This is a genomic window from Legionella sp. MW5194 (assembly GCF_016864235.1).
GTDB lineage: Bacteria > Pseudomonadota > Gammaproteobacteria > Legionellales > Legionellaceae > Legionella_C.
Genome location: NZ_CP045732.1, coordinates 1,899,633 through 1,926,279, shown reverse-complemented (window position 1 = coordinate 1,926,279; position 26,647 = coordinate 1,899,633). Strand labels below are relative to the sequence as shown.

Sequence of the window (26,647 nt, the reverse complement as noted above, 5' to 3'; positions counted from 1 at the left end):
TCTCCATGGGCCATGTGACATAGGACGCTTAAGGCTTAAGATTCAGGTGGAATTATCCTCCCTCGCTTCATCACCGATCGTAATCATTACAAATCCGGAGAGTCTTCTAAATTGTCATAAAAAAATTGACGCACCTCGTAGACCCTCCGAAATAAATCCTCGTATTGTTTAACCACGGTTGAATAAAGTCTCGAGTTCGTCAATGCACCGATATCAAATTCGGTGAGTGCCTCCCTTGGATTCTTATTTTGTAATGCCTCGATTAATTTGTGGGCTGCATTGATTTTATCCTGAGGACTGTAACCGAATTTAGTACTGATCAGCCTGGTTTTAAAGCCTTTGGAATTGTCTTTGTTCATGTACAGCGATTTGGGCAATCGCCATTCACCTGCGCGTTTTTTGCAATAATTCGCCAGGGCGTCGATAAAAGGTTGCACCTCAGAGGGGTTAAACAAGGTGGATGGTGTTTCTTTTGCCTCTGACTGTTTTTGTTGTGGGGGATTGGTAAACAGCTCTAAAAAATCATCCAAATGATGGTCCTTCGCAAACTGCCAAGCCGTTTGCTCAAAAGTAGTGTCTTCAACATCCGGATCTGCCCCGTATTCTAGTAATACACGGGCCACGTCAAGCCGCTTGTTTTGCATTGCGATAAATAACGGACTGGTGTCCTCTATTTCACCATTCGCTTTGCCGCCATGCTCAAGCAATACCTTAAGACTTTCCAGGCAACCGTCTTTAACTGCAAGATTAATCATGTAATTTCGTTTACCGAAGAATGTTTGAAACGGTTGAGCGCCATGATCCAACAGAAGTTTCAAGAGAGACGGGTTATTTAACTTGATGGCGTCTTCAAAAGGCGAGAGCGCTTGCATGTCGGGGCGAAGGTGGGGGTCAGCGCCTTTTTCAAGCAAGGCGGCCACCATATCCCAGTTCTCTTTAGCAATTGCAATTCTCAAGGGGCTAATCTGTTCTCCATTACCCAAGTTGGTATTGGCTCCCAGATCCAGAAGCATTTGTGCAGAGTCATTGTAACCACACAGGAGAGCAACCATTAACGGGGTGTACTTATCACGAGTCCGTTTATTCACATCAGCCCCGCTCGCAACCAATTCAGAAATCAGCATGGCATTGTTTGTTTGTGCCGCGATACAGAGCCAGGTGCTTCCCTGTGAATCGGCCCATTCCACCTTCTCCTTCATGCCGTCATTCGATAGTTGCTGCACTTGCAGAATGAGGTCAGTTAACGGCTGTTCGAGCGGCTTATTGCCTGAGGTTGTATAAAATGCAAGACGAATGGCGGCAACCTCATCGTCTGAACACGATCGGATTAAAGCTTTAGCCGCGTTATCTTCGTCATCGTATTCTTGCAGGGGAGGCAAATTGGCATCAATCAGAATCCATTTTTCTGTCTCGGGATTATACGAAATGGACACAGCATGCCGACCTCCAAAACCAATGATAGCCAGACTGACGGGCTCTGTCAGGTGCAGGCTCTTAAATCCTTTTTTTAACAATTCGAGAGAGGCCTTAAGCTCCTCTTTTTTATAAACGCCGGCAACAGTGGCGGGTAAAGACACGATTCCTCCCTGTTCTTCAAGCGTTTGAGGGAACACTAACTCAACGACACCGCCTCGTTGCTGCGATAATTGAATTTTTCCTTCAAATAAATGCTGGTAAAGATGCCTCTGCTGGTTGAGTTCAATCCCGTCAAAAAAGGCGAGAGTATCGGCCCATAGTCCTTTCTCTTTTAAATAAGACTCCATCTGTGCCCGTACTGATTCTTTAAGGGCTTTCTTTCCATCAGGAATCTCTTGATTTGACTGCTGAGCGCGGGCTTTTTTGGAAAAGTCTTGTAAAGGGATTGTTAGAAGCTGGTCAACGCGTTCTTTAAAATGTGAGTGTTCTCCGAGTAATACGGCCTGGATGCCCATGTTGCTGTAGCCATTACACACGCCATTGGGATCTGCTGTATAATTTAAAGCCCACATGAGTTCGATGATTTTGCCGTGACCCGTAGAAACGGGCAGATCTTCCGTCTTGTCCTGCATAGCAAATTACTCGGCTGAACGCGTGCTGTATACAGTATAGCCCATCCTTTTTAGGTATCAGGGCTTGCCGTTTTTGCTGGCCGTTTTGGATGCTCCATGGGCGATTAACAGGTTTTTGATGGTTTCACCGTCAGGGGTGTGTTCCTGAATCAAATCAAGCGGGGTATGCGAGTCATAATCACTGAGATTGACATCGATGTTTGACGCGGTTAACAGTCGTTTCACTCCATCGACATCATTGGATTCAACCGCATAATGCAATGCGCTTCTACTTTCATTATCCGTCAGGTTAATTTGAGCGCCAAAGGCAAGCAACTCGTTGATGGCATTGAGGTTATGCGCGATGGTGGCTAAGATTAAGGGTGTTTGGCCCTGTCTGTCAGCCGAATCCAGGGTTTTGGAGTTTAGACACTGTTTAACCATGTCTTTGTCTCCGTATTGAGCCGCATAATGCAAGGCATGACGTCCTTGGTCATCGGTTAATTCGTCCACACCCTCCACGGCGAGCAGCAATTTAACGCACCCATGTTGCCCACTTAATATGGCGGAATGAATGGGGAAATGCGATAAATTGTTGGAGGCATAAGCAAGCTGCCTTGCTTGAGTCAGTGTCTCTTTAACCAACTCGTCATAGCCAAATTGAGACATGAGGTGTAAAACCGAATCACCCGATTCATTGCGTTCTTGCAACGGGGTTTTATCCTGTTGACGTAACAGTGAATAAATGGCCTGCTTTTTTTGCTTCATTTTTTCATCGGAATTGATGGGTAGCATTAAGGCATCGAATAAAATCGAATGACCGTTGGGTGTCTTTTCCTGTGGGTTGGCCCCTAATGACAGCAAATTTTCTGTCATGTGGAGGTTACCGCGGGCAGCGGCTAACTGGAGCAGTGTGTAATTGGTTTTGCTGTTGAGTTGCTCAGGGCTTGGCTTTAAGGTTTTCAGATAAATATCGAGGCCTTTATCCACCAGAAATTGCAGCGGGGTTAAATCTTTGAAAGCAGGCACTGGTGTTGTCAATTTTTCCGCTTGGATATTGGGTTGTATATGGCCAAGAAAATCGGTTGCCAAGGCTTTGTAGGAGGCGAAACGTTCTCCAAGATCACCTTCAAATTGTTGATCAGTACTGATTGTGGTTTCACACCAGTGGATTAATTTACTCAGGCTGTCCATGGATGGGGCGGACGAATCGATGTTTAAGGTTTTACAAAGCGCATCAAATTTAGTAAGCATCAGGAGCTCCTAAAAGCCTGTTGTGGGACCTAAAATTTAAATGAATCAGTGAATTGGATTAATTTTCAGCATGTACCCTTTCTATTCCCAACTATAGTTCATTTTCAACATTATAGCGAGCGATGGAGGGGTATTGTAAACCGTATCGTTGTCTAAAAAAGTTGCTATTTGCTAAACGCGGGAGCGGTGTCTTATAATTGAAAAATAAGCATCACTCGAATTCAATTTGACTTCAAAAACAGCGGTATACGGTTGTACACAGGACTGCAAACGGAATAAAACCGGTTTAAGTGCTTGAGGAGGCGGTTGCACAGACCGCATCCTTACCTTGGGCAGCAATGGAGGCGACCCATGTATACTCGAATTGATTTGGCTGGACTGGCAGGATCGGCGCTAACGCGCGGCACAGAACTGCAACTTGCTGTGGACCAGGCCAATGCCGCACACGCTTTAGAACCTTCACCTCCGGGCAGTGCTGCCCATGTTGCGATTGACAGGGAACTTCAACGCCGTGTTATTCATATCGAAAGCCTCATCAAAGGGAGTACCTATAGCCATTCTGCCGCACTTCGTGCCCAGCTGACCAGCGCACGCGATCAGCTACGCAACCATCTCGTTGCGGCCGGCCAATCGCCGCAACCATTGGGAGAACCGCAGACAAGCCTGAGTCAGCGGATTGCCGAACTCCCTGATGCCGTTGCCGAACGGTTAGCCAATGTGCTCGTGACCTACAAGGGCAATCAAGGGCTTCTGGCGGCAAACCTGCGTACGGTTTTCCCCTTTGGATCAGATCCGGCGGCCGTCGCCCGCTGGAGGGACTTCCTTGACACCCACACCATCACCTTTCTAGGTGGCTCCAATATCATTAATTTCAAGGTAACGGCAGTCCTTCCGCTCGTTGAGCCTCCCGAAGTACTCAAGCTTGAATACCGCTTTGGCTATGCAAGCCGTATGGATACGGTGCTACGAACCGCTATCCCGCAGTTGTGCACGCCCACTGCGGTTTCACGCATGGTCAGGGCGCCTGACAATACCGGTGCTCCGGTTGGGCGAAGCCTCATGGTGACCACACTTTGTACGAATGGGGGAGCCGGCGGGTATGCCAAACGCGGACGCCTTGATTACATTGTTGCGGCGGCTGCGGAAACGGCGGCAACCATGAGGGCGGCGGGGAGGGCTCAAATCGACATCGATACGGCCGTTACTGCCCGAATTAATCTGTTGACTCATGGCATGTCAGGAGGTGATCGCATTGAAATCACTCACGCGGCCGCCATTGCCGTGAATGCGGCTGTTCTTGCTGTCGCTGCAAATCCACTGGCGGTTGATGGCTACAGAACGGCGGCGACAACGGCCGCGACCGCGTTGCGGCAACGCATTCACGGGGTAGCATCGCAAATGTGCGCACGATTCCAGGATCTGGAAAGGGAAGGAATCTATTTCCCGGATGCCAAGCTCGATAACTGGGTCGTGGAAGGGGATGGCACGCTTCGGGTTGCAGACACCAAGAGCTTTAAACGTTCACCGCCTGATGTTGTGAATGAAGGGCACGTTGACAATGAAGGGATAGTCGGACGCATACGTACCCGCGGATTTAACCTGGGCGATATCGATGCGAACCGCGCGCCTGAAATAATTCACCGCGCCATTCTGGGACGCAACATCTATTATGCTCTTACCGGTGTCTGGCCGCATGACACGACCAGGCCGGCGTGCACTGAAGAGGTGTTTCAGGGAGCCGTAGGGGCGAAATACAAAAGCCTCATTGAAGGCCTAACGCACAGAACGGCGCCAGCTCCGGGAATTCCACAACCGACAATTACACTGGCTCAGGCTGCACAAACACTGCGTGAAATAAACATTATGCACGCGCCTGCCTATGCACTCGCCACCGTTCCGCAACAAGCGTTGATGGTCGCTCTGGCCGCTAACCCTGCCTATGCAGCAGCGAATGCCGGGCAACAGGCGCTGATGGTTGAGCTGGCTGCCAGCGCCGGCTACGAAGCCGCGAGCCCCGCTCAGAGGCTACTGATGGCGGCCCTGGCAACGAACCCGTCTTACGAATCCGCCAGTCCTGCCCAGAGGATGCTGGCTGCCGCACTGTCGACCGGCCCAGAGTATGAGGCTGCCAATCCTGCGCAACGGTCGTTAATGGTCGCCCTGGCAGTCAGCCCGGTCTACGAGGCTGCCAGCCCTACACAAAGGGCACTGGTCGCCGCACTGGCAAGAAGCCCTGTGTATGAAACAGCCAGTCCTTCGCAAAAGACCTTGGTTGTCACCCTGGCCGCGAGTGCAGGCTACGAAGCGGCAACACCCGATCAACGCGCCCTGATGGTTGAACTGGCGGCTAAACCGATTTATGAGGCAGCCGCCCCAGCGCAAAGGGCATTGATGATTGCATTAGCCACTAACGCGACCTACGAGGCTGCTAATCCTGCACAACGAACATTCATGGCCGCACTGGCCTCCAAACCCCTTTATGAAGCCGCCGCGCCTGCAACCCGACAACGCATGCTTGACGCCATGGTTACGCCGGCTTACGCTGCAATCGTTGCAAAAATGCAGGATTTGGAAGCGGTGACGGGACAGGATCATACATCCTCCCTGCATGCCAGCCTGCATGCAGCCTGCGCTGGTCTTGCCTATGATCGGGATACGGCTCTTGCAACCTTACGGGATACGGTCAACAGGGCCTATGACACCCTGGTGGAAGCAAATACCCTCCGTGCAGCCATCACCACGCCCGTGCAACCGGGTCTCGGCGGCCAGGTGCTGCTTCCAGACGCCTTGCTGGTTAACGATCGCGTCACGTTAATCGCAGCCGCTGCGGATTTGAATGCCCTTCTGGCAGGCCTCGAAGCTCACCGTGCTCATCTCACCACGGCGCGTGACGCATTACCCGAACTCAGGGGATTACAAGGCCTTAGTGACGCCTGCAATGCGCAACGTTTCGGTGACGGGGATGCCAGGATGGATCAATTTCTGGCACGGGCCAGACAAGACATCCTGGACGGCGCTACCCTCGTCGCTCGTTTGGGCATCGCTCATCGTGTCCATGGTGAATTAACCGCTGCCCGGGCCGGACTCTGTGATGCGGTAAATCAATCGGTGCATGACAATATTACACGGCTTCGAGGCAAGTACTTTTCGCGGGGGGCGGGGGCAAAAGCCACAGCCATTGAGAATGCCGCCGCCGCAATACCCATTCCTTCAAGGATTAGTCTGCGCGCGCATGAAGGGGATCTCGTCGTGCAGGCAATGTTTAACGAAATGGGCAGAAGCCGCTCCATCTTTAGTGGTCTTGGGGCCGTGTCGGCAAAACCCGATAAAATAGAGAGCTACAAACTGGCAATGAAAGCCTTACGCCCGGATCCCCCCAGGGATGAGCGGGAGCATGGTAAAGCAGGGAGGCCTCCTACCACTTAACCTCCTGGAGCCTACCCGTTAATTGAGAAATAAAAGGTCACAGTTCTTGCAAAAAGTATCCATTCTATAAAAAATACCCCCTTTGACAAACCAACGAATCTATCGCGATGGATTTGTTTACCCAGGAATAGTGAATGGCCAAAGAAAAATTTGAAATCCAAAGCGATGCAAGTCCATCTCAAGGGACATTAGTCGATAGAGAACGATGGCTGGTGTTTTTAGAAACATTAATCATAGAAAAGCTATCCTCATGCGGCCATAGCGCTTGTGTTTCAGGAAAAAGAGCTAGCCGTCTTTACAGGGATGGGATGCCTTTGTTTTTGCCAGAACCTTAAATCGTGTAACCCCAGCCGATTTCGAAGTGTCTGAAGAATTTAAAGCGACATGTGATCCCTCATGAAACCAGAAGGTTTGCTTCCTCCTTCTGGTTTATTGACACGGATGAGGTGGAATTAGCCAAAAGGAATGTTGGTGTATTCTACATTCGCGAAAATGACTGCTATTTTCATGGGGTCGCGCCTGAAAGCCATGAGTCATGCCAAGTATAACCAATCCCGGCCTAACCAAGACTGAAGGCATTATAAAATTACCATATCCCCGAAAAAGTGCCTTCAGCGGTTGGTAACAGATCGTGGGGGCAAATGAAGGAGGAGCCGCAATTTTTCCCTTCATTAAATGCCTGCAACTGGTCATATCGATCCTTTAAGCTTAAACCACTCCATTGAATGCGTTTTTCATCCGGGAAATCCTCTTCAATCGGCTCAAGGCAGCCACACAGGTTGCTAATGTGCTTGATAAACAGTTGGCTTCCGAACAGTTGCTTGTGATTGATGCTGACCAGATAGCGGTCAATGGTTAGAGCAATCATTGATTTTGCGTCTGTCTCACCAGAATCAATCGCTCGTTTAGCCCAAAGATAGGCCTGATAATAATGGTCAGGCACATCACCGTGTTGATAAATTAATGACGCCGCCAGGTAATCATAACTGGTCTTTAGGCACCCGGCGCCAAACAAGGCTCCTACCCGTTGCCTCCGTTGCAGATCACGAATGCCCATTTGCTCCCGCTGTTCATCGGTCATGTTTTCCCAATCATCGCGGTCGGCCTGGTCATCGCGTGCCAGTTGCTGCAATTCCTGTGAAGCGCTCTCCTGGGTGCGGGGATTACTCACACAGGTATCCGGAGAGGCCATTAATACATCAGGAAGTGTAAGGATTAATACCAGAACGAGGTGAGCCGTTTTCATATTATCTCGTAGAGAGAAGAGGATAGAAGTATAAATTAAACGTAAAACAGTGCCAAGACTGTGTAAATAAGGCATGATATTGAACAAAAAATGCATAGATTAATCTATTATAGAAATAGGAAGGGTATGAGAACGAGATGATTGTGACTACAGCATTAGTAAAAGCCTTTAAATGCATTGCCAATGAACAGGATACCGCCGCGATTCAATTGGTTAAAGGCCTGAGTAAAGAGGAGTTGGAGAAAGGAAATCTTGGGGTAACCAAAGGGTATCACCTGTTTGACTATGCTGTCGCAGAGGGCAGACTCGATGTTGCAAACGCCATTGTCAAACGGTATGCGGAAGTAACAGACAACAAGGTTTTGAAGCCCTTGGCAATCGATTATGAGAACACCGATAAAAATACGATGATCTACAGGATGAATAATGCTCCGTTCATGTCTTTTTATTATTTCGACTCCTACACCTTTTTGGTTGAGCGGCAAAAAATGGATTTTCTGGAGAAAATTAAGGACAAAAGCAAAGATCTTCGCATAATGGGTGTAGAAAAACTGCTTAAACTAACGACTGACCCAACCGCCCATACAGCCCTGGAAAAAGCACTGGCCTCTTATAAGCGGGATTCGTTCGCCCTAAATCAGTTAGAGCACGCGATTACAACCGCCAAAAGAGTAATGGATCCTGAAGACAAGCGTACATTGAATTTCAGGAAAGCGGAGGCCTGCCTGAGTACGTCCAAACAACTGGATGAGCGGTGTGATCATTTTCGCGACCAGAGTCATTATTCTCATCAATCATTAGAATCCTTTAATGACAATATAAACGGTATTTTAAAAAGCCCAGGCAATGAGGTTCTAAAAAGAAGTCGCGGACCGGGGGAGATTTTAGCCAGCATTGGTAATTTTGTTTTACGCTACTTAGGTATAGGCTTTGCGATGGCAGAGGTTCAGGGAAAATCGGATGAATACAAACAAAGGGCCTGGGATATTTTTAATAGGAAAACCGCATCGGAGACTCAAATTAGCGACATTGAGGAGCAGGCGTCCTCAATGCAGCCTAAGCGTTGAGGTATTCCACTCCATGGCAATGACAACTCGGAACGTATCGCTTTCGCTGTGTCAGTCAATTTAATTTTTTTTATTAATCAGCGGGTTAAATTTCAGATGATTTTCCAGCGTATCGATTATTTTTGAATACGATTCAATGAGTTGCTTATTGTTCCCGCCGCTGTCCAGATAGTGTTTCAGGTTATGTTGGGCTAATTCAAGAGCCGTTTGGCCTTCGCCTTGCTCAGTGCCTTTGTTTTTTAAATTTAAATCAGGACGGTAGTTAAGCAGTAACTCGACGCGTTCGAGATCGGCTTTATCGATGGCAAACATCAAGGGTGTATACCCAAATTTATCCTGGGCGTTCAGGAGGTGATCCAGGAAATGGGTTGTATTAAAAAAAGAGGGGACATTCGTCTGTGTTGATTGTTTTTTTGCATACTCAAGAAGGTGTGCAATCGTGCTTAACTCAGCCTCCGAAACCAGAATATGCAGTAATTGTACCTCGTTATAACTGACCAGCTTGCTGCAGTTTTTTCTTGTGGGATCATGAATGGCTTGCCATATGGCATCTTTTCTGAGGGTTTCTTTTATTGCCTCGACGGTTGTTGTATCAGCAAAAAGTGTTGAGGAAAAAGCAATGGACTCATCGATGTCTTTCCTTACCAGCGCGTTATAAACCCATTTTGCAAGTTGCCCTGTATCCTTCGTTCCATCAATGAGGAATTCCTTTTTTATATCCTCGCTGTTGGCCATAAACCATGTGTGGGTGGTTGTGTCATAGCTGATGCTAATGGAATGCGTAGTGGTACCCATTAAAAAAGAAATCGCAGGATTGGGTAATTCCTGTCCGTTGGCTGGTTTTGCCTGTAATGCCTTGTGAAGTCGTTCAAAATAAAGGAAGAATTCTTTCTTATCGTAGATGCCCACGGATAATTTTTCGACGCTGCACTTTTTATACTCTTTTGGACTGAACATTAAGGGATAGGTAAGCTCAGTGGCTTGGCCAGCAGGCTCTTTAGACGCTCCTTCAAACAAGGCAGGGAAGGAGGCAGGGTCCTGATAAATCACCAGTTCGTGTGCAAATGAAAGCAAATCGTCAAGAATCGGCCTGTCTTCTTCCACAAAGAAAGAAGGGGGTTGGCTGTTGGTCTGGTTTTCAAGGCGGCTAATGAGCTCTTGAACAAGATCCTGCATGCGCTCTGGAACGGTATTTAATGCATTGACAGACGATGTCTGGTGCTTTATGTCAAGTAATTCTTTAATGATTTCAATCCGCCTGAAAAAATCGGTTCTGCCTGGCTTGCCCTGGCGCATGGCATTCATGAATAAGCAGGAGAATCCATTACAGTGACCAAAGTCAGCCATTTGATCGGCCAGGGTACTCCCGGCAAACAGGTACTCCAGGAATTTGGTCAGCTCTTCATAGGTTAATGCAACGTCTGTCGTTTTCATTGGCAACCCTATTCATTATCTCAATCGGCATCCCGGGCTTATAGCGCATCACTTTCGCTGCGGGAATTCTCCATCTATATATTAGCAGTCTGTGCAGGTATTTTAATAACAAAGGGATAAACTCTGCCGAGTTGCCGGTGTATCAGCTTTCGCAGGGCGTAAGAATGCTTTAAGTGCTTTGGCGTTGGCGAGGTGTTAAAACCCCGAGTATAATCGCGACCATGAACAACGCAGGAACATCGCCATACAAATGGGCAACATGGTGAGGGTAATACCATGCCTGGATGGCCATAATTCCACCATGCACAACACTGGACCAAACAGTAAACCAGATTAAACTTAAATGCTGAATGGGATTTCTCGCGGCCAATAGTAAAAAAACACCCAATGTGGCATAAACGCCTACTATCATCTGTAAATAGACGTTCTGCCCAACCGGATGCCATGCCCATCCCGATGGCCATACTATCGTTAATGGGTACACCCCAAAGAGAAAGATTAATCCAATAATAACCAGGGCAATGCGAAGCACGGTGTGATTGGGTTTAGCGTCCATGATAAGCTCAAGTAGAAAGGGGGCTCTCTTTATTTTAGCATTCGCCGCGGATGGGGGACAGGAGGGCGATTGGAGAGTCACCCCTTAAAATAGACCTTTAATTGGTTGTTAGACCATGGAAGTGTCCATGAGACAATTAAACAGGAGCCCCATGGCAGCGACCAGAAGAAGGACAAAAATGCCCAATTTTAAAACGACAACAGTCAACTCAATGCGGGATTTTTATTAGACCATTTCTATGAGGATGAGCATCCATCCCCACGGTTTTTAATCGAAAAATTTATGAAAACAATGATAGCAACCAAGGCAATTAAACGTCAGTAATGATCAAATGCCTGTCATTTAACCCGTTTACCATCCCATTCTCTAGATAGTTAATGAGGCGAGTCTGGGCAGGTAATAATCACTTGCTGTTTTTCTCTCACTGTCTTTAATGTCCTGCTTTGCACCGGAAGCAATTAGCAAATCATAGGCAACGTGATTATTGCGCGAGGCGGCAATGTGCAAAGCGTTTTGCTTTTTGTCGCCAGCCTGCTCGTCGATAATAATGGATAGTCTTTCCCTGAATTTCAAAATAATGTTCAACATGCCATGGCTCTTTTCATTGTTGACAGTACAAATACGACGAATGGCCTGAGCATAATTTTTGTTGTTTATGGAATCGAAAGCGGCTTTTGTCGTAGGGTCTGATTCAAATGACGCTAATTCTTTTAATAAGCTGGCATGGGGATCTGATTTAAACAGACCTAATTCGGTTCCTGCAGCGCTGCTGGCCTTGGATTCTGTCAACTGGTTTTTTGTTTTTAAGGCTTCTGATGCCGCTGGTTTTTTAACCGGTTTTGGATAGGAGGGGATTGTTTTTTGCCATTCCCCGCTCACTGCTTTTGCAGTATTGTAGATTTGCTCAGCCTGCTCTTTAAAATTTTTTGTCGTAAAGATCTGACCGATGTTTTTAAGTGAAAAAACAGTGAGATAAGCCATTTGCTCTTTGATGGTATCGATTTTATTGGCTTGACCAACAACACCAAGTAACGGATCGATAAAAACGCAATCGTCACTGAGTTTTTTAAACGTCGGTATAAGTTCAGAGGGATTGATGTGGCCGTTTCCTATCACCACCATCATGTGCAGAAAATCTTCGCCTGTTGGCTTCTTGCCATTAAGGACCAGGGCATGAATAGGCGCTTGACAGCCCATTTTAGCAAGCAGCACCACGGCAAGATTACTCGTGTCAGCACATTCGCCAACCCCCATCATGGTTATCGCAACGTAAGTGGTTGTTTGAGGTGAAATTTGCTTGTCCTGCTTCAGTTTTTTTAGGGTGCTATCCTTGAAGTCGCCTCTTAATTGTGCAGCATAGTCCGTATAACTTAACATCTCCTGTACCCGATCAATACCAAATCGGTTTATGTATTCCGGGAGGAGTTGGGTATCCATGACGGGGAGGTCAACCGCGGGAATAATGTCATTGGAGGTGGTTACGGTTTTTTTAATTTCATCTAATACCGTCGTTGCTAACTTTAAATTTTCTTCAAAGGTCATAGTGGTCTTTTTTAGCCTGTTTCGATGGTTGCGCATATTATCAAAGAATGCTTAGGATTTTATTAAGCCTGTTTGCTTCCAATTATTCCAGTGGAGGCGATAGGATGATAAACAACAAGTCAGTTTGCTTAATAAATCTTTAAGATTTGGGTGTTACATTCCGAGTCAGTTTTATTAATAAGCATGAAGTACTGTATATTACCCTGGTCAAGCAAAGAACTTCCTCCAGAGATTGCAGAAGCACGATTAAATGTATTTAATCACATCCCTGAGTTATGGTTATCGAAATAGCTCAGGGCATGAGTGAGCGTGGTTAGTAATTAGCTCACTTTACCGGGGTATGAGGCCCCGGTTGGAAAGTCAAACTCCTCTTTATCATGGCAAGACTCGGATTGATTTTTATTTTGATTGTAGCTGATACTCTCGTTGGTTAAAACCGCATGGATAGTTTGCAAACATGCTTTGAATCGACTCGTCGTCAATAGATGGGTTATCTTATTCGCGTTTTCCAAGTCACAATCGATCTCCATCATGTCTGAAACGATTTTTATTAATAATTCTGCATTTCTTGTCGAGTTTACCCGCTTGAGGAGGCAAGACGCTTCATCCATTTTATTGTTGGTTAATTGGTTATTACGAAACCACCTGCTTCTTAAATTCAATACGGCCTGGCCATCTTCCATGGTGCCTCGTGAATTGATATAGGCATTAATTGTAGAAATTATTTTTTGATGGCTTTCTTCAGAGATATCAAAATCGTTGTCTGGACCAAAATGATTTGGCTTGGGACAGGCTATTTTTTTTAAAACCACGGCCCCTTGGGTTATCAGCCAATCATTGACTTCATCAACCTGGGTCAGGGTGGCAAGTGCTTGACTGTCAAAGTCAATTGGAGTGTGGGCTCTTGTAATTTCGCTTTCGGTTAATCCGTAGGCTTTTAATTCTGCGGATTCAAAAACATGACCCCCACTCAGGCGAGAACTCATGATGAGTGTGGATTTTGTAGGGAGCCGACCCTGATGGAGTTCGTTGGGTAAGAGATCGCTTTTTTTTCTCTCTTGAATTAAATAGCAGGCTTCATATTTCACAAGAACATTAGCCTCTAATAGATGCATAGCGGCACTGAATGTAACCCGGCTATAATCCGGCGGCAATTCATCAATATTGACCTCTCTGGTTCCTCTTATCATAATAAAAGGGTACCAAAGATCTTTATTCCCCGAGTTTACCCCTGTTGATTGATAATAAGGTTGTCCCTGGATAACGGTAATTTTTCTTGAATTCCCGGAATGCAGGGATTTATAAATAATAAAGGGTTGAGGCATAATTTAACTCAGTAATTTATATTCAAAAATGACTGCCCGCATAATACCTTTTTTTTATCAGGATTAATCAAAAAATTCGTTGATGATGCGATCGAGATAACTATTTCTAAATAATGAAAGATCAATGGTTATGGATTGGGCAAGCGCTAATCAGGAGGATTTTTCGACTTCGAATGGGATAATGAGTGTGAATGTGGCGCCCTGACCAGGACCAGCAGAATCAACTTGAAGCTGACCGCCTAATTCATTGGCTAATAATGCACAATTGTGCAAACCATAGCCATGGCCTTCCTGCTTTGTTGTAAAACCGAAAGAGAAAATTTTTGATAAATGCTCTTTAGAAATCCCGGACCCATTATCGCTAACACGAATGAGGAGCCGCCTTTTATCTTCCATCAGTTCAACTTTTATAATTAATCGTTTTAGCGTCTGGTTGCTTATTGTCAGGGAGTCAACCGCATTTTTTACCAGATTAATAAGGATCTGTTGAATTTTATTTTTAACGGATACCAAGGGAGGTGTTTGATGAAATTGGCGTTCTACATTAATCATTGCTTTTCTGAGACGACTAGCATATAAAAGTAATATTTCTTCAATTAAATCATCAATATTAATGGGTTCAAGAATCTGTGAGCCAGGACGGCTGGCGCTTTGTTGCATCGCAATAATTTGGTTAACATGAGTTAGATTTCTATTCAGCGTTTCTAGTTCTTCCTCATTTTTGATTTTTTCATCTGTTAATTGTCCTATCAATTTTTTAAAATAAGGTATAACCAATTTACCTCGTTCATCGTGGTTAATGTAGTGATCCAGATTGTTTTTATTATCCTCGATAACGTCAAGCAACTTGGGCAATTGCGATACGTAAGACAGTTTAATATGTTCTGATAATAAAGCGACCGATGTATTGATGCTGTTTAATACATTGCCTACGTTATGTAGAATGCTGGTGGCAATTTCAGCCACCCCGGCAGAGCGAGACGTTTCAATTAAAGTCGCCTTGGCTTTATTTAATTTTTGTAGCATTTTATTTAAATGATTCTGCAAATCACCGATCTCATCATTGCTAAGAATAGGCAAAAGAGGCTTTAAATTGTCATAATCGATGTTATTGGCAAACTGACTAAGGTGAATAATGGGTTTTGATATCACTTTCGTTAGGAAAAGGCTTAAGAAAATGATGATTAAAATGATGACGGTATTTAAAAGAATAATTAGATTTCGTAACTCATGGGATGCGGTATTTATTCCTTCTCGCTCCTCTTCCAAAAAAGTAGATTCCTGAAAAAGCAAAATTTTTATAAATTCATTCAGCTCATATTCCTTGTCGGCGAGGTGTTTTGCTTTTAGCTCTAATTGTTTCGGGGATTTATTCTGCTCTTTGACAGAGAATACGTCTAAAGCCGCCAAAATAACATCGTCCCGCAACTCATTCAGCCTCTTCACGTTTTTTTTGGTCGTTTGTATCTGATATTTTTTGTATATGTTCTGCTGTTCTCCCAGCTCTTCCAACAGGGCTAAAAACTCATCTTTTACAGAGTCTATTTTTTTTGGTGCATTACCATTCATTGTTGCCTGATTGAATTTGATTCTAAAATTTTTAATGAACAAGTCGATGCGTGTTGTTAAATTTTGCATGGTTAGCAGGGCCTCTAATCGAGGAACTGTTTTATCAACAATGGTTAAAAAATTTTGTTTAACATCAACAAAACGTTTTAATAAGTAAACATTTAATGGAATGAAAAGTAATGCAACCATTAACATACTTAGCAAAATTTTATATCGAATGCTCATTTTGCATCCATGATCTGAGGCTGCGAGTTGATGACGGCATTCGCGACCTTCTCACCTAATAGTAATCCCCCCTCAGCATCCATTGGAAAATGTATCCCGCCCCATATACGGCTTGAGCTTGCCTCCCGGGCTTTTTCCCACCAGTCTGATTTATTTTGTGGGAAATAATAAGTTAAAATGGTTGCGGCGGTGGCCGAAATGCCTGAGTGACCAGCTGGATAACTCGGGTGATTTGGTGTGGGCATGACTGTATGTAAACCTGGATTCAACATGAATGGCCTTTTTATCCAATAGGTGTATTTGGCTGCAAAAATTGCTATTACTGAATCGGCAATGCCCATGGCTAATACCGAACGCACGAATACCATCCTGGGCAAAGGCAGCTGTTCTTTTTCCATGTAATCATTGGCAAATTTTAACCAAATTCCTGGTGGTGTGATGGTCGATGGGTTCCCAGCCCAAAACACAACAGCCTTTGTTTGTTCTGGGGTAATGGCGTTTAGCGCCGTTTCTGTTTCTTTAAGTTGCGCTTGCCAGGCCTGCGCACCCACGGGTGGCGGCTTTATGGGTAGGAAGGGCTCTACAGAAGTAATAACCCAGGGTTTCCAGGAACCCACTTCCTGCCCAAAATAGGGTTTTGTTCCGTGCCAATGCCCTTTACCTGACGGTTGCGTGAATAGCCTTTCTCCTGAGGTATCTTGAGCGATACGAGCGTTGATTTTACTTAAAACAAGTTTTGATAATTGACTTGAGTAGCCGTCGCTTTTAACTTGGAATTTAATTTTGGAGCAATCATTAGGAAAAAACAAACAGAGCACGTCGCTCGAAATAACATCGAGATTACCTGCAAATTGCTGTTTTACATTATAAGATAAAAAAGCGGCATCGCGCTGTGCTGTGTAAACATAAGCATAGATTCGAGACGCTGGGGCATCGCCTAATTTATTTGATTTAATCAATTCAAACATGAGGCTATCCCATTTCTTTAATGAGTTTTCTGTTATTGATTGTTTCGTCTCTAATCCAGACAAAGAGGCTTGCTCTTCGTTGGTGTAGGTAAAATAAGTGGGTAACCGGTGATGTGTTTTAGTTCCCCAAAAAAAATAACTCACCATGAGACCAAGACAAACCACCGATACGATAAATAATGCCCTGTTATTTGTCATCATTATTCCTTCCTGGCTTTCCTTAACATGTCATTAATGGAATCGGGGTCTTCTAATAACCTTGTTAGTTCCGAAGCAGGGAATGGCTTGCTAAAATAAAACCCTTGAATCTGGCTGTATTCGTTACCCTTTAAGAAATCAAGCTGTTTTTGTGTCTCAACCCCTTCCGCAAGAACTTCCAGGTTCAAACTTCTGGCCATGGCTATTACTGCTTGAATGATTATTTCGTCGTTACGAGTAATATTATGAATAAATGAGCGATCAATCTTTAAACGATTCAAGGCCAAATGCCGTAAATGATACAAATTGGAATAGCCGGTGCCAAAATCATCCAACGCAATTTCAATCCCGAATTCTTTTAATTCATTAATTTTGTCGATAATGGAGTCATCCATTATCGAGCTTTCACTGAGTTCAATCTCAAAATATTTAGGCTCCAGGTTGGTTTCCGTCAAAATGGTTTTAATTTTTTGGACAAAATCGCTTTGATTTAATTGCTGAACAGTAACATTGACCGCCACGCGTATAGGCGGCAGCCCGCGTTCTTGCCACCGTCTATTTTGTAGGCAGGCTTCTTTTATTACCCAATCACCCAATGGGATGATTAAGCCTGTCCGTTCTGCTATAGGGACAAAATCGATAGGTAACAGTACACCGCGAGTGGGATGATTCCAGCGAATTAAGGCTTCGACCGCCTGCAGTTTATTAGTATGAATATGGAATTGCGGCTGATACCAAAGTATCATTTCCTTTTTATCCATTGCTTGATTCAACTGTGATTCAAGCTCCAGCTGTTCTAATACTTTTTCATTCATGTTCGCAGAATAAAGCTGGAACTTATCCCCGCCTAATTTCTTCGCATGATACATTGCAGCATCGGCATTACGTAACAATTCATCGGCTTCCTGGCCATCATAAGGGTAGATAGCGACACCCATGCTGCTCGTGATGTTAAAAACATGATCCGCCACTTGCACAGGTTCTTTAATAACGCGTAATAGCTTGGTAACAATTTTTGATATATCCTCAATTCTCTTCAGCTCTGTAATGATCATTACAAATTCATCGCCGCCTAATCGAGACAGGGTATCGAAAGAGCGGACTGCGGATAATAAACGCTGGGCGACTGTCACGAGCAACTCATCGCCCGCGGGATGACCTAAACTGTCATTAATCAGTTTAAATCGATCCAAATCGAAAAATGCAACGGCAAAGCTGGTTTGGTAACGCTTATAGGCAGCAATTGCCTGTTGCATCCTATCATGCAACAGCGCCCGATTTGCCAGGCCGGTAAGCGCATCATGGGTCGCTTGATACCGTAATTCCTCGGTGCGTTTTTCCACTTCCTGTTCCAACGATTTGGTATAGACACGGGACTCACGCAATAATTTCCATTTCCTGGTTAACGCATAGGCTAATTGGCGGACAGCAATATGGTCGAAGGGCTTTTTTAAAATAAGAAAATTATCACTGTGACCGAGTTCTTGAATGGTTTCTTCCCAACTGTAATCGGAATAGGCTGTGCAAATCACGACATGAATGTCTGGGTCAATGGCCCATATGTGCTTAATTGTTTCGATTCCATCCCAGCCTGGCGGCATACGAACATCGACAAAAGCAAGTGCATAGGGCTCTTGCTCCCTGGTTGCTTTTTCAATCAGTGCGGCACCTTCCTGTCCTTGCGTCGCGGTGTCTATTTTAAAGTGGGGTAAAACCAGGTTATCTGAATTGACATTCGCCGTATCAAAGAGTTGTTGCGCTAAATCTTCTAGCTCATTTTGGGCTGTTTTAGTTAAAACTTTGATAAAGTCCTTGTGAATCTCAGTGTTATCGTCAATGACGATGATACGAAAATCATATTTATTTTCATCCATAAAAATTTCGGCATGATTTTTTTAAAATTATAGCAAACAAAAAACCAGGCATTGAGAATGCGATTGGCAAGCACAGTAAATTGGGATGATGCAAAGCAAGCAACCAGCCCGTATCCCGGGTTCTCCTGCTCGCTCTGAAAAGCAGGGGGTATTTCTACTGCAAATTGATAAAGCAGGGCTGCTTTGGACCATCGGGTTAACTGGCAGGGAACCTATTTGAAGACGTTTTCGGTAATCGTTCAAAATCCGGCCAAATCATAAAAATTTATTCTATAATTAGACGGTGTGCTCAAAAATGAATACCTTGGGTGTGAATTTGCCAGGGATACGGCAGTATTATCAGGCCGAATCATGACAGAGTATGACATTGCTGATTTAGATTTTTATAATTTGCTGTTAACGTTGGCATTTTTCCTGATTATTTCCTCTCTCATCGCGTTGGAGTATGTTGCCAGATTACATCACCTCGGCAAAGCCGGGTTTCGACGTCGCCGTCTGCTAAACTGGTCTATTGGGTTGATTAATATCTTTTCTGCTTACCCGATTAGCAATTACTTTCTTGCTTATTACTGTGAAATCAATAACATAGGATTACTTAATTCTTATGGTGCTCCATTTTGGCTGGTATTTATTGTCTGGTTTATAATATCGGATCTCATTTATTATACTCATCATCGCCTCGGCCATTCGGTTAATATATTCTGGTATTTTCACCAGATCCATCACAGTGATAAATCCCCCAATATTACAACCACATTTCGCCTGCATCCGCTTGATTTTTTAAGCCTTCTGATAACTCGCTCTCTGTGTGTGATTATTTTTGGCCCTTGCCTTCTTGCGTTTGCGATCATCAATTTTTCTCATACGATCATTTCTTTCTTTTCCCACAGTAATGTGAGAATTAACGACAAATTTGAAAGAATTTTATGTCAATTTATCGTTACCCCCCGATATCATCTGCAACATCATACCAAAGCGCATTGTAATAAGAATTTTGCCACTGTTTTAACGGTTTGGGATAAAATAGGAGACAGACAGGTCCCACCGCTTCTGGGTGACATTGACCGGCATCAGCTTGCGATTGGTATCGACACCGAAATCGATTTCGAAAAATTTAAAAACCTGCTGTTGATTAACGACGTGGTCCATTGGTTTAAAAACCATTATTCCAGCTATTTCCCTTTCGTTCTTGGTATTCTGCTTTTTGTATTTATCTATTGGCTTGTTTGTATGGTTTTTCCGCCTTTATCCCAAGGATTTATCGGCATCAACGTTTGGGCATTCTTGATTATTCTATTTTTTACTGTGCACCTGTCATTACTAACGATTTCCATTTACCTGCATCGCTCCGAGACGCATCGTGCCTTGAAATTCCATCCTGTGATCACACACTTGTTTCGCTTTTGGCTGTGGTTGGCGACAGGAACCAATCGCCGGGAATGGGTAGCAATCCATCGTTTGCATCATCAGGATCCCGATGGCAAAAACGATCCACACAGCCCTGTTAACCTGGGCATTAAAACGTTGTTTTTATCCGGGATAGAAATTTATAATAGCGCCAAGACAGAGGAGAACGTCAAACAATTGGGTGTTATTCGCAATGATGATTTTTTAGAAAGACATCTCTATGGAAAATTTTCCATGGCAGGCCCCTTGGTGTTAATGCTAATCTATATCGCCTTTTTTGGCATCTGGGGGGTTCCGTTGTGGTTCCTGCAAATGATTTTGCAAATTATCCTGCAAGCGAGCGTGATTAATGGGCTTGGTCATTATTACGGCTACCGCAATTTTGACACCCAGGATAATTCTCATAATCTGACGCGTTTCGGGTTGTTCATCATGGGTGAAGAGTTGCACAATAATCACCATGGTAACCCTTCCAGCTGCAAATTTTCTTATCAATCAAACGAATGGGACCTCGGCTGGTTTTATATTTTAATTCTGGAGTATCTGGGACTGGCGACATTGAAAAAGCAGAAACAGCCAGATCATGATCCCTCGCTCTCCATTTTTAATCCCTTTATGAGCCAATGGACTGGGGATAAACCTCAGAGTTACCGGCGGGAGTCCATAACAACCATTGACAGAAAAACTCACAAAGATGGGTGAAGAGAATAGGAGGGCTATTCCTGTCTACTCGGTTAACTTAAGCATTGTCAAGCGCTTACCCTATCAGTCTTTTGTTGTTAAACTGAGTGGCTCACCAGTGTAATCAACAGGCAAAATGGATTTTTGATGAGACGAGAATCTGCTTTCAAAATACGCAATCTATCTAAAACATACCAAATGGGTGAGGTGCAAATCCATGCGTTGCAGCAGATTAATCTGGATTTATATCAAGGTGAATTGGTCGTGTTATTGGGTCCCTCAGGAAGCGGCAAATCTACCCTGCTCAATATTATCGGTGGTTTGGATGTGCCTACATCGGGCGAGGTAATTTATAAAGATCATATTATTACCTCTTCAAGTGAACATGAGCTTACTCGCTACAGGCGCGAGCACATTGGCTTTGTTTTCCAATTCTATAATTTAATATCCAATTTGACTGCCTTGGAAAATATCGCAATCGTTACCGAAATTGCGGAAAACCCCATGGAACCTGCTGAAGCAATCAAATTATTGGGACTGGAAAATCGAATGTCACATTTCCCTTCTCAACTGTCAGGAGGTGAGCAACAACGCGTTGCCATTGCTCGTGCCATAGCCAAGCAACCTGATGTACTTTTGTGCGATGAACCCACGGGAGCTCTTGATTGTGAAACGGGGAAACTTGTACTGGAAACGCTTGCTCTGGCTAATAAAAAATTAAATACAACGGTAGTGATCATTACCCATAATCTGGTCATCGGTCAGATGGCTGATCGGATAATACATATCGCAGATGGGCGAATCGCCCAGATTATTGAAAATAAAAATAAACACAAAGCCACTGATTTATCATGGTAATGATCTTAAACAGGAAATTATTACGAGATTTGTTCAAACTTAAAGGGCAAGTAGTCACTATTGCTTTAGTTGTCTGCAGTGGTATCAGTGTTCTGGTTTCATCAATTAGCACCTATCAATCATTGTCTAGGGCCCAACATCAATTTTACTCTGATTATCGTTTCGCAGATGTGTTTGCAAGCTTAAGGCGAGCTCCCATTTATATGCAGAAAAGGATTGCAGAAATACCCGGCGTCTCTCAAGTTGAAACACGCCTTGTTGAAGATGTTACTCTGGATTTACCCTGGTTACAGGAACCTGCCATCGGACGATTTATATCCATACCTGATTCAAGCCCATCCAATTTAAATCGATTGTTTTTACGTAAAGGACGTTTTCCTGAGCCTGGCAAGACCGATGAAATAGTCGTTAATGAAGGATTCGCTGAAGCCAATTCCATCAAACCAGGTGATGAGCTTTATGCATTGTTAAATGGCCATCGGCAGCTTCTTAATATCGTTGGGGTTGTTTTATCTCCGGAATATGTCTATGCCATTCGGGGCGAAGATCTTCTTCCGGATAACAGGCATTTTGGTGTCTTCTGGATCAATCATAAAGCGCTGAGTGCAGCTTTTGGGATGCAAGAAGGGTTTAATGATATCAGTCTAACCTTGGCGCCCAATGCTTCGGAAAAAGCAGTTCGTAAAGCGTTGGAACGATTATTTTTAAATTACGGCCTGTCTATTACTTACTCCCGAAGTGAACAAATTTCAGATAGATTTGTGACGAATGAAATAAATCAGCAAAAAATCATTGCCACTTTTATTCCGCCTATTTTTCTAATTGTGGCGTCTTTTTTATTAAATTTAGTCACTGGACGACTGGTCCAAAATCAAAGGGAACAAATCGCCTTATTCAAAGCGCTAGGTTATACCAATTCATCAATTGTTTTATTTTATGCAAAATTTGTGCTGGTGATTGTTCTGTTGGGTGCTGTCATGGGAATAGGGCTTGGGGCCTGGTTTGGTATGTTAATGACCGAGCTTTATGCTGACTATTTCAGGTTTCCTGTTTTCAATTATTCATTTTCAATTGAGGCGGCCCTGATGGGTGCTTTAGTGAGTTTTTTCGCGGCTGGGTCTGGTGCCTTGAAATCAATCCATCAAGTCGTTGCTTTAGCCCCGGCCGTAGCAATGCGTCCACCAGCTCCACCTATCTATCGAATACACCGTCTTGAGCGGTTTGCTTTAATTACCCGTCTTTCGTCAAGCGCTAAAATGTTTTATCGCCATACCTTTAGGCATTTATTTCGTACCGTAATTACTTCAATCGGGATTGCTTTAGCCATAGCGATGATTATCTTGGGTCTCTTTTGGCAGGATGCGGTTCACTATTTAATAAAAACACAATTTTTAATGTCGCAAAAGCAAGATGCGATCGTGTCGTTCACCCGGCAATTACAGGATAAGGTCCTTACTGAACTCAAGGGGATCAAGGGAATCATCAATGCTGAAGGCTATCGTATCGTGCCAGCTTTACTAACTAATCAACATTTCTCTGAGCAAACGGCATTATTTGGTATTCCATCCGATGCAAAATTAAAGGTCATTTTGGATCAAGATGAGAATCCCATGCCCATACCTGATTATGGACTTGTTTTAAGCAAAGGCTTAGCCGATCGGTTGCATGTAACCCCAGGGGATTGGGTTCAGGTTAATGTATTGGAGGCTAATAGAGCAACCATCAAGCTTAGAGTTCAAGGGATAGTTAATGATTATGTCGGTATGTTTGCGTATACCAATATTTTTTTAATTAATCGCATACTTCATGAAGACCATCTTATCAATCTTGCAGGCATTTCCATTGATTCCCTGTACAGTAATCAGCTCTACAGGGAGCTCAAAAAAAGACCTGGCGTCAGTTCGATAACGTTTAATACGTCAATTATTCAAACATTTAAAGAGACATTTGCGAAGCATGTACTCGTTTTTACTTCAATATTGTCTGGGTTCGCAATCGTTATCGCCATTGCGGTGGTGTATAACAATGCCATCATTATTCTTGCGGAACGCTCATGGGAATTATCCACGTTAAGGGTATTGGGATTCACTGAGCGAGAAGTGGCCAATATCCTTTTTTATACTGTTATTTTTGAGGTACTATTAGCGATACCGATGGGTATTTTCCTTGGGCATTGGATTTCATGGTCTCTATTGGAGTTGATGCAGACAGATTGGTTTAAAATTCCATTTATAATTGAACCCAAAACCTATGCAATAGCAATCATTGTCGTAGCGCTTTCAAGTGTGGTGAGTTTATTTATTATTAAAAAAAGAATACAACAACTCAATTTAACTACGGTATTAAAAGTGGGTGACTAGGTGTCAATTATTTATCAAAATATAAAAAAATACATCGGGCTTTTTATTTTTTTAGCATTGTTTTTCAGTATCCTTCTTTGGTTAATGGTACCGAAACCCATTAGGGTGCAATTGGCTGAGGCTAGATATGGAACTTATTCAGAATACATCGAGGAGGATGCAAAAACACGGGCAATTAAAATATACACTATAACCGCACCAGTAATGGGAAAATTACTCAGGATTAATTATTCTGAAGGGGATAGTGTATCCCGGAATGATATACTGGCAACCTTTTTGCCTGCCTCGCCATCACTGCTGGATATTCGCACCAAAGAGAAACTGGAACAAGAATTGGGTGCAGCAGAAGCCAGGTATGAAGAAACCAAAGCAATACTGGAGCAAGCGAAATCAGCATTAGATACAGCCCTTTCAGATTTTAATAGAAAAAAAGGTCTGCTCGCCAAAGGGTATGTTAGTCCGAGTGAAATAGAACATACCGAGTTGGAGTACAAGCTGAAGCAAAAAATGGTTCATGCTGCCGAACGTAAGGTGCATAGCGCGCAACACGATATTGAAAAAATTAAAGCCTCTTTAGTTGCTGCCTCGTCGAATCAAAATGACGCTCAAGACCACATTAATATTGTTGCCCCGATTTCTGGGAAGATATTGCGTATTAACCAAAAAAGTGAAACCACTCTTGATGTAGGTGCCGATATCATGTCGCTTGCTGATGTATCTAAACTGGAGGTGGTTGCTGATGTCTTAAGTACTGAGGCGGTCCAAATTCCAGACAAAGCTAAGGTTATTATTAGGCGATGGGGCGGAACTAGCGATTTAAAGGGTACCGTTCGCACCGTTGAGCCAAGTGGATACACTAAAATTTCAGCCTTGGGTGTCGAAGAGCAAAGGGTGAATGTCATTATTGACATTAATTCTCCTTATAAGCTATGGAAAAATCTTGGAGACGAGTTTCGAGTGGAGGTATTCATTTTAATTTATGAGTCAAAAAAAGAATTACTTATTCCAATGGGCGCATTATTTAGAGATTCCGAGCATTGGGCAGTGTATGTTGATGACGATGGAAAAGCCATTAAACGTATCATCGAAATTAAACGCCACAACGCTGATAATGCAATTGTGACTACTGGACTTAAAGAAGGAGAAAAAGTTGTTCTTTATCCTGGAAATTTAATCAGTAATGGTATGCGAATTAAGAATAAACTTGAGTAATGTGGGAGGTAACCCGTGCAATTCATTGTCGTGATTGGCATACCAAAGGGCCAGGTCTGCTTGACTGAATCAGGGTGTCTAATTTTCTGATGCCAATGAAATTTTTATAGAATTTGTGACAAACCGCCTTGGTCTGAGAGGTGGCGTAGAGTTGATCCTCATTGCAAATGCGTTAAAGAGAGCACCGGAGTCACTATGATCCTCTCCCAAAAACAGAGCCGTCAAAAACTAGAAAAAATTGACATCCTGATCCTCTCCCAAAAACAGAGCCGTCAAAAACTAGAAAAAATTGACATCCGAGATTTTCTGCCTAAACTGATTTGGGGTCAAATTGTTCAGGGAGGAATGGGGCCGAAAATCGTTGTAATCTTGACGCCATTCCTCAATTTTTCTTTTAGCATCTTCCAGAGAAAGAAACCAGTGGCTGTTCAGGCATTCATCCCTAAAACTGCCATTAAATGACTCAATAAACGCGTTATCTGTTGGTTTTCCGGGCCTTGAGAAATCCAAAGTTACATTATTCTGATAAGCCCATTTGTCTAATATCTTTGAAATAAACTCAGGGCCATTATCAATCCGGATGCTTTTTGGTAGCCTGTTATCAAGGACTCTGAGCTCCTCAAGAACATTCACAACTTCCTCACCCCGAATAGTCGGCCCTACATGAATAGCCATGCATTCCCGACTAAAATTATCGACTATAGTTAAAGCCCGTATTCTCCTCCCATTAAACAGATTGTCAGAAACAAAGTCCATGCTCCAGCATTCGTTTAAAGTGGACGCCATTAATCGTTCTTCTCTGTGCGCACCAGCAACATGACGGCGCGGACGCTTTCTGCGAAGATTAAGACCTTCCTCACAATAAATGCGGTGAACTTTTTTGTGATTAATAACCCATCCTTCCCGCCTTAATAAAACATGAATGCGTTGATAACCATAACGTACCCGTGTGTGGGCTATCTCACGTATACGGTGTCTTACTGCTGTATCTTCGCCACGACATGAACGGTACTGATATACACTACGGCTTAACATTAGAACGTCACAACTTCTGCGGATGCTTATCCGGTAACTGTCCTGAAGGGCTAATGCCAACGCTCGCTTTTTCCGTGGCTTTAAAGCTTTTTTGACAGAACATCCTGCAACATCTGCTTATCAAGACTTAGGTCAGCAACCAACTGCTTAAGACGCTTGTTTTCATCTTCCAGCTGACGAAGTTTCCTGAGTTCCGATGCACCAAGCCCACCATATTTTTTCTTCCATATGTAAAATGTCGCCTCGCTTATTCCCAGCTTTCGGCATACCTCTGAAACACTCGTTCCCAGTTCCGCCTGCTTCAACCCAAACAGAATTTGTTCTTCTGTAAATTTGCTTCTTTTCATGATGGCTTATACCTTTTTTGCTTGTTGATATTTTGC

Annotated in this window: 18 protein-coding genes; 7 read left to right on the top strand and 11 right to left on the bottom strand. The window is 43.9% G+C overall.

The window, feature by feature from the left end; translation table 11 throughout:
- Nucleotides 1-86 precede the first annotated feature (86 nt).
- Together GH742_RS09035 and GH742_RS09030 are read right to left on the bottom strand one after the other, a co-directional pair.
- Entirely contained in the window at nt 87-2,048 is a 1,962-nt protein-coding gene (locus tag GH742_RS09035; protein WP_203454601.1) for an ankyrin repeat domain-containing protein, read from the bottom strand.
- A gap of 57 nt (nt 2,049-2,105) precedes the next feature.
- Nucleotides 2,106-3,281 (bottom strand): ankyrin repeat domain-containing protein, encoded by a 1,176-nt coding sequence (locus tag GH742_RS09030; protein WP_203454599.1) that lies wholly within the window; start codon nt 3,279-3,281, stop codon nt 2,106-2,108.
- Between the two features lie 351 nt (nt 3,282-3,632).
- Here GH742_RS09030 and GH742_RS09025 point away from each other — a divergent pair, with 351 nt between their 5' ends.
- Together GH742_RS09025 and GH742_RS09020 are read left to right on the top strand one after the other, a co-directional pair.
- A complete protein-coding gene (locus tag GH742_RS09025) occupies nt 3,633-6,707 on the top strand; it encodes a hypothetical protein (RefSeq protein WP_203454595.1) in 3,075 nt (1,024 codons plus the stop codon).
- A 134-nt stretch (nt 6,708-6,841) separates the two neighbouring features.
- Nucleotides 6,842-7,042, top strand: coding sequence for a hypothetical protein (locus GH742_RS09020; RefSeq protein ID WP_203454593.1), 201 nt, complete (start codon nt 6,842-6,844; stop codon nt 7,040-7,042).
- Between the two features lie 251 nt (nt 7,043-7,293).
- On the opposite strand, the gene GH742_RS09015 is transcribed toward GH742_RS09020, so the two are convergent.
- Nucleotides 7,294-8,028 (bottom strand): hypothetical protein, encoded by a 735-nt coding sequence (locus GH742_RS09015; protein WP_203454592.1) that lies wholly within the window; start codon nt 8,026-8,028, stop codon nt 7,294-7,296.
- A 68-nt stretch (nt 8,029-8,096) separates the two neighbouring features.
- On the opposite strand from GH742_RS09015, the gene GH742_RS09010 reads away from it, so the two are divergent.
- Complete coding sequence (locus tag GH742_RS09010) at nt 8,097-9,020, top strand: hypothetical protein (RefSeq protein ID WP_203454590.1); 924 nt, start codon at nt 8,097-8,099, stop codon at nt 9,018-9,020.
- Between the two features lie 60 nt (nt 9,021-9,080).
- Here the strand turns inward: GH742_RS09010 and GH742_RS09005 are convergent, their stop codons facing one another.
- The 7 genes from GH742_RS09005 to GH742_RS08975 form a co-directional block, all read right to left on the bottom strand.
- Complete coding sequence (locus GH742_RS09005) at nt 9,081-10,454, bottom strand: ankyrin repeat domain-containing protein (protein WP_203454588.1); 1,374 nt, start codon at nt 10,452-10,454, stop codon at nt 9,081-9,083.
- A 169-nt stretch (nt 10,455-10,623) separates the two neighbouring features.
- Nucleotides 10,624-11,010, bottom strand: coding sequence for a DUF6632 domain-containing protein (locus GH742_RS09000; RefSeq protein WP_203454578.1), 387 nt, complete (start codon nt 11,008-11,010; stop codon nt 10,624-10,626).
- Nucleotides 11,011-11,376: 366 nt separating this feature from the next.
- The gene (locus GH742_RS08995; RefSeq protein ID WP_203454577.1) at nt 11,377-12,552 is read right to left on the bottom strand and encodes a hypothetical protein; all 1,176 of its coding nucleotides are present in this window, start codon (nt 12,550-12,552) and stop codon (nt 11,377-11,379) included.
- A 320-nt stretch (nt 12,553-12,872) separates the two neighbouring features.
- Entirely contained in the window at nt 12,873-13,877 is a 1,005-nt protein-coding gene (locus GH742_RS08990) for a hypothetical protein (RefSeq protein ID WP_203454575.1), read from the bottom strand.
- Nucleotides 13,878-14,027: 150 nt separating this feature from the next.
- Nucleotides 14,028-15,671 carry an ATP-binding protein gene (locus GH742_RS08985; protein ID WP_203454573.1) on the bottom strand — a complete coding sequence of 548 codons (1,644 nt, stop codon included), beginning with the start codon at nt 15,669-15,671 and terminating at the stop codon, nt 14,028-14,030.
- Entirely contained in the window at nt 15,668-16,840 is a 1,173-nt protein-coding gene (locus tag GH742_RS08980) for a phosphatase PAP2 family protein (RefSeq protein WP_203454571.1), read from the bottom strand. Before GH742_RS08980 ends, GH742_RS08985 begins: the two co-directional genes overlap by 4 nt.
- Nucleotides 16,840-18,711 (bottom strand): EAL domain-containing protein, encoded by a 1,872-nt coding sequence (locus GH742_RS08975; protein ID WP_203454564.1) that lies wholly within the window; start codon nt 18,709-18,711, stop codon nt 16,840-16,842. Before GH742_RS08975 ends, GH742_RS08980 begins: the two co-directional genes overlap by 1 nt.
- 285 nt (nt 18,712-18,996) lie before the next feature.
- Between GH742_RS08975 and GH742_RS08970 the strand changes: the two genes are divergently transcribed.
- The 4 genes from GH742_RS08970 to GH742_RS08955 all read left to right on the top strand — a co-directional run bounded on the left by GH742_RS08970 (nt 18,997) and on the right by GH742_RS08955 (nt 25,229).
- Entirely contained in the window at nt 18,997-20,820 is a 1,824-nt protein-coding gene (locus GH742_RS08970) for a sterol desaturase family protein (protein ID WP_203454562.1), read from the top strand.
- Nucleotides 20,821-20,946: 126 nt separating this feature from the next.
- Complete coding sequence (locus GH742_RS08965) at nt 20,947-21,657, top strand: ABC transporter ATP-binding protein (protein WP_203454554.1); 711 nt, start codon at nt 20,947-20,949, stop codon at nt 21,655-21,657.
- Nucleotides 21,651-24,017 (top strand): FtsX-like permease family protein, encoded by a 2,367-nt coding sequence (locus tag GH742_RS08960; protein WP_203454553.1) that lies wholly within the window; start codon nt 21,651-21,653, stop codon nt 24,015-24,017. Before GH742_RS08965 ends, GH742_RS08960 begins: the two co-directional genes overlap by 7 nt.
- Nucleotides 24,018-25,229 (top strand): efflux RND transporter periplasmic adaptor subunit, encoded by a 1,212-nt coding sequence (locus GH742_RS08955; RefSeq protein ID WP_203454546.1) that lies wholly within the window; start codon nt 24,018-24,020, stop codon nt 25,227-25,229. It begins immediately after the preceding gene.
- 279 nt (nt 25,230-25,508) lie between these two features.
- Here the strand turns inward: GH742_RS08955 and GH742_RS08950 are convergent.
- Nucleotides 25,509-26,611, bottom strand: a protein-coding gene (locus GH742_RS08950) for an IS3 family transposase (protein ID WP_203454544.1) whose coding sequence is annotated in 2 segments (ribosomal slippage) — nt 25,509-26,359 and nt 26,359-26,611 — 1,104 coding nt in all. Because the reading frame shifts where the segments join, the coding sequence is not laid out codon by codon here.
- Between the last annotated feature and the right edge of the window lie 36 nt (nt 26,612-26,647).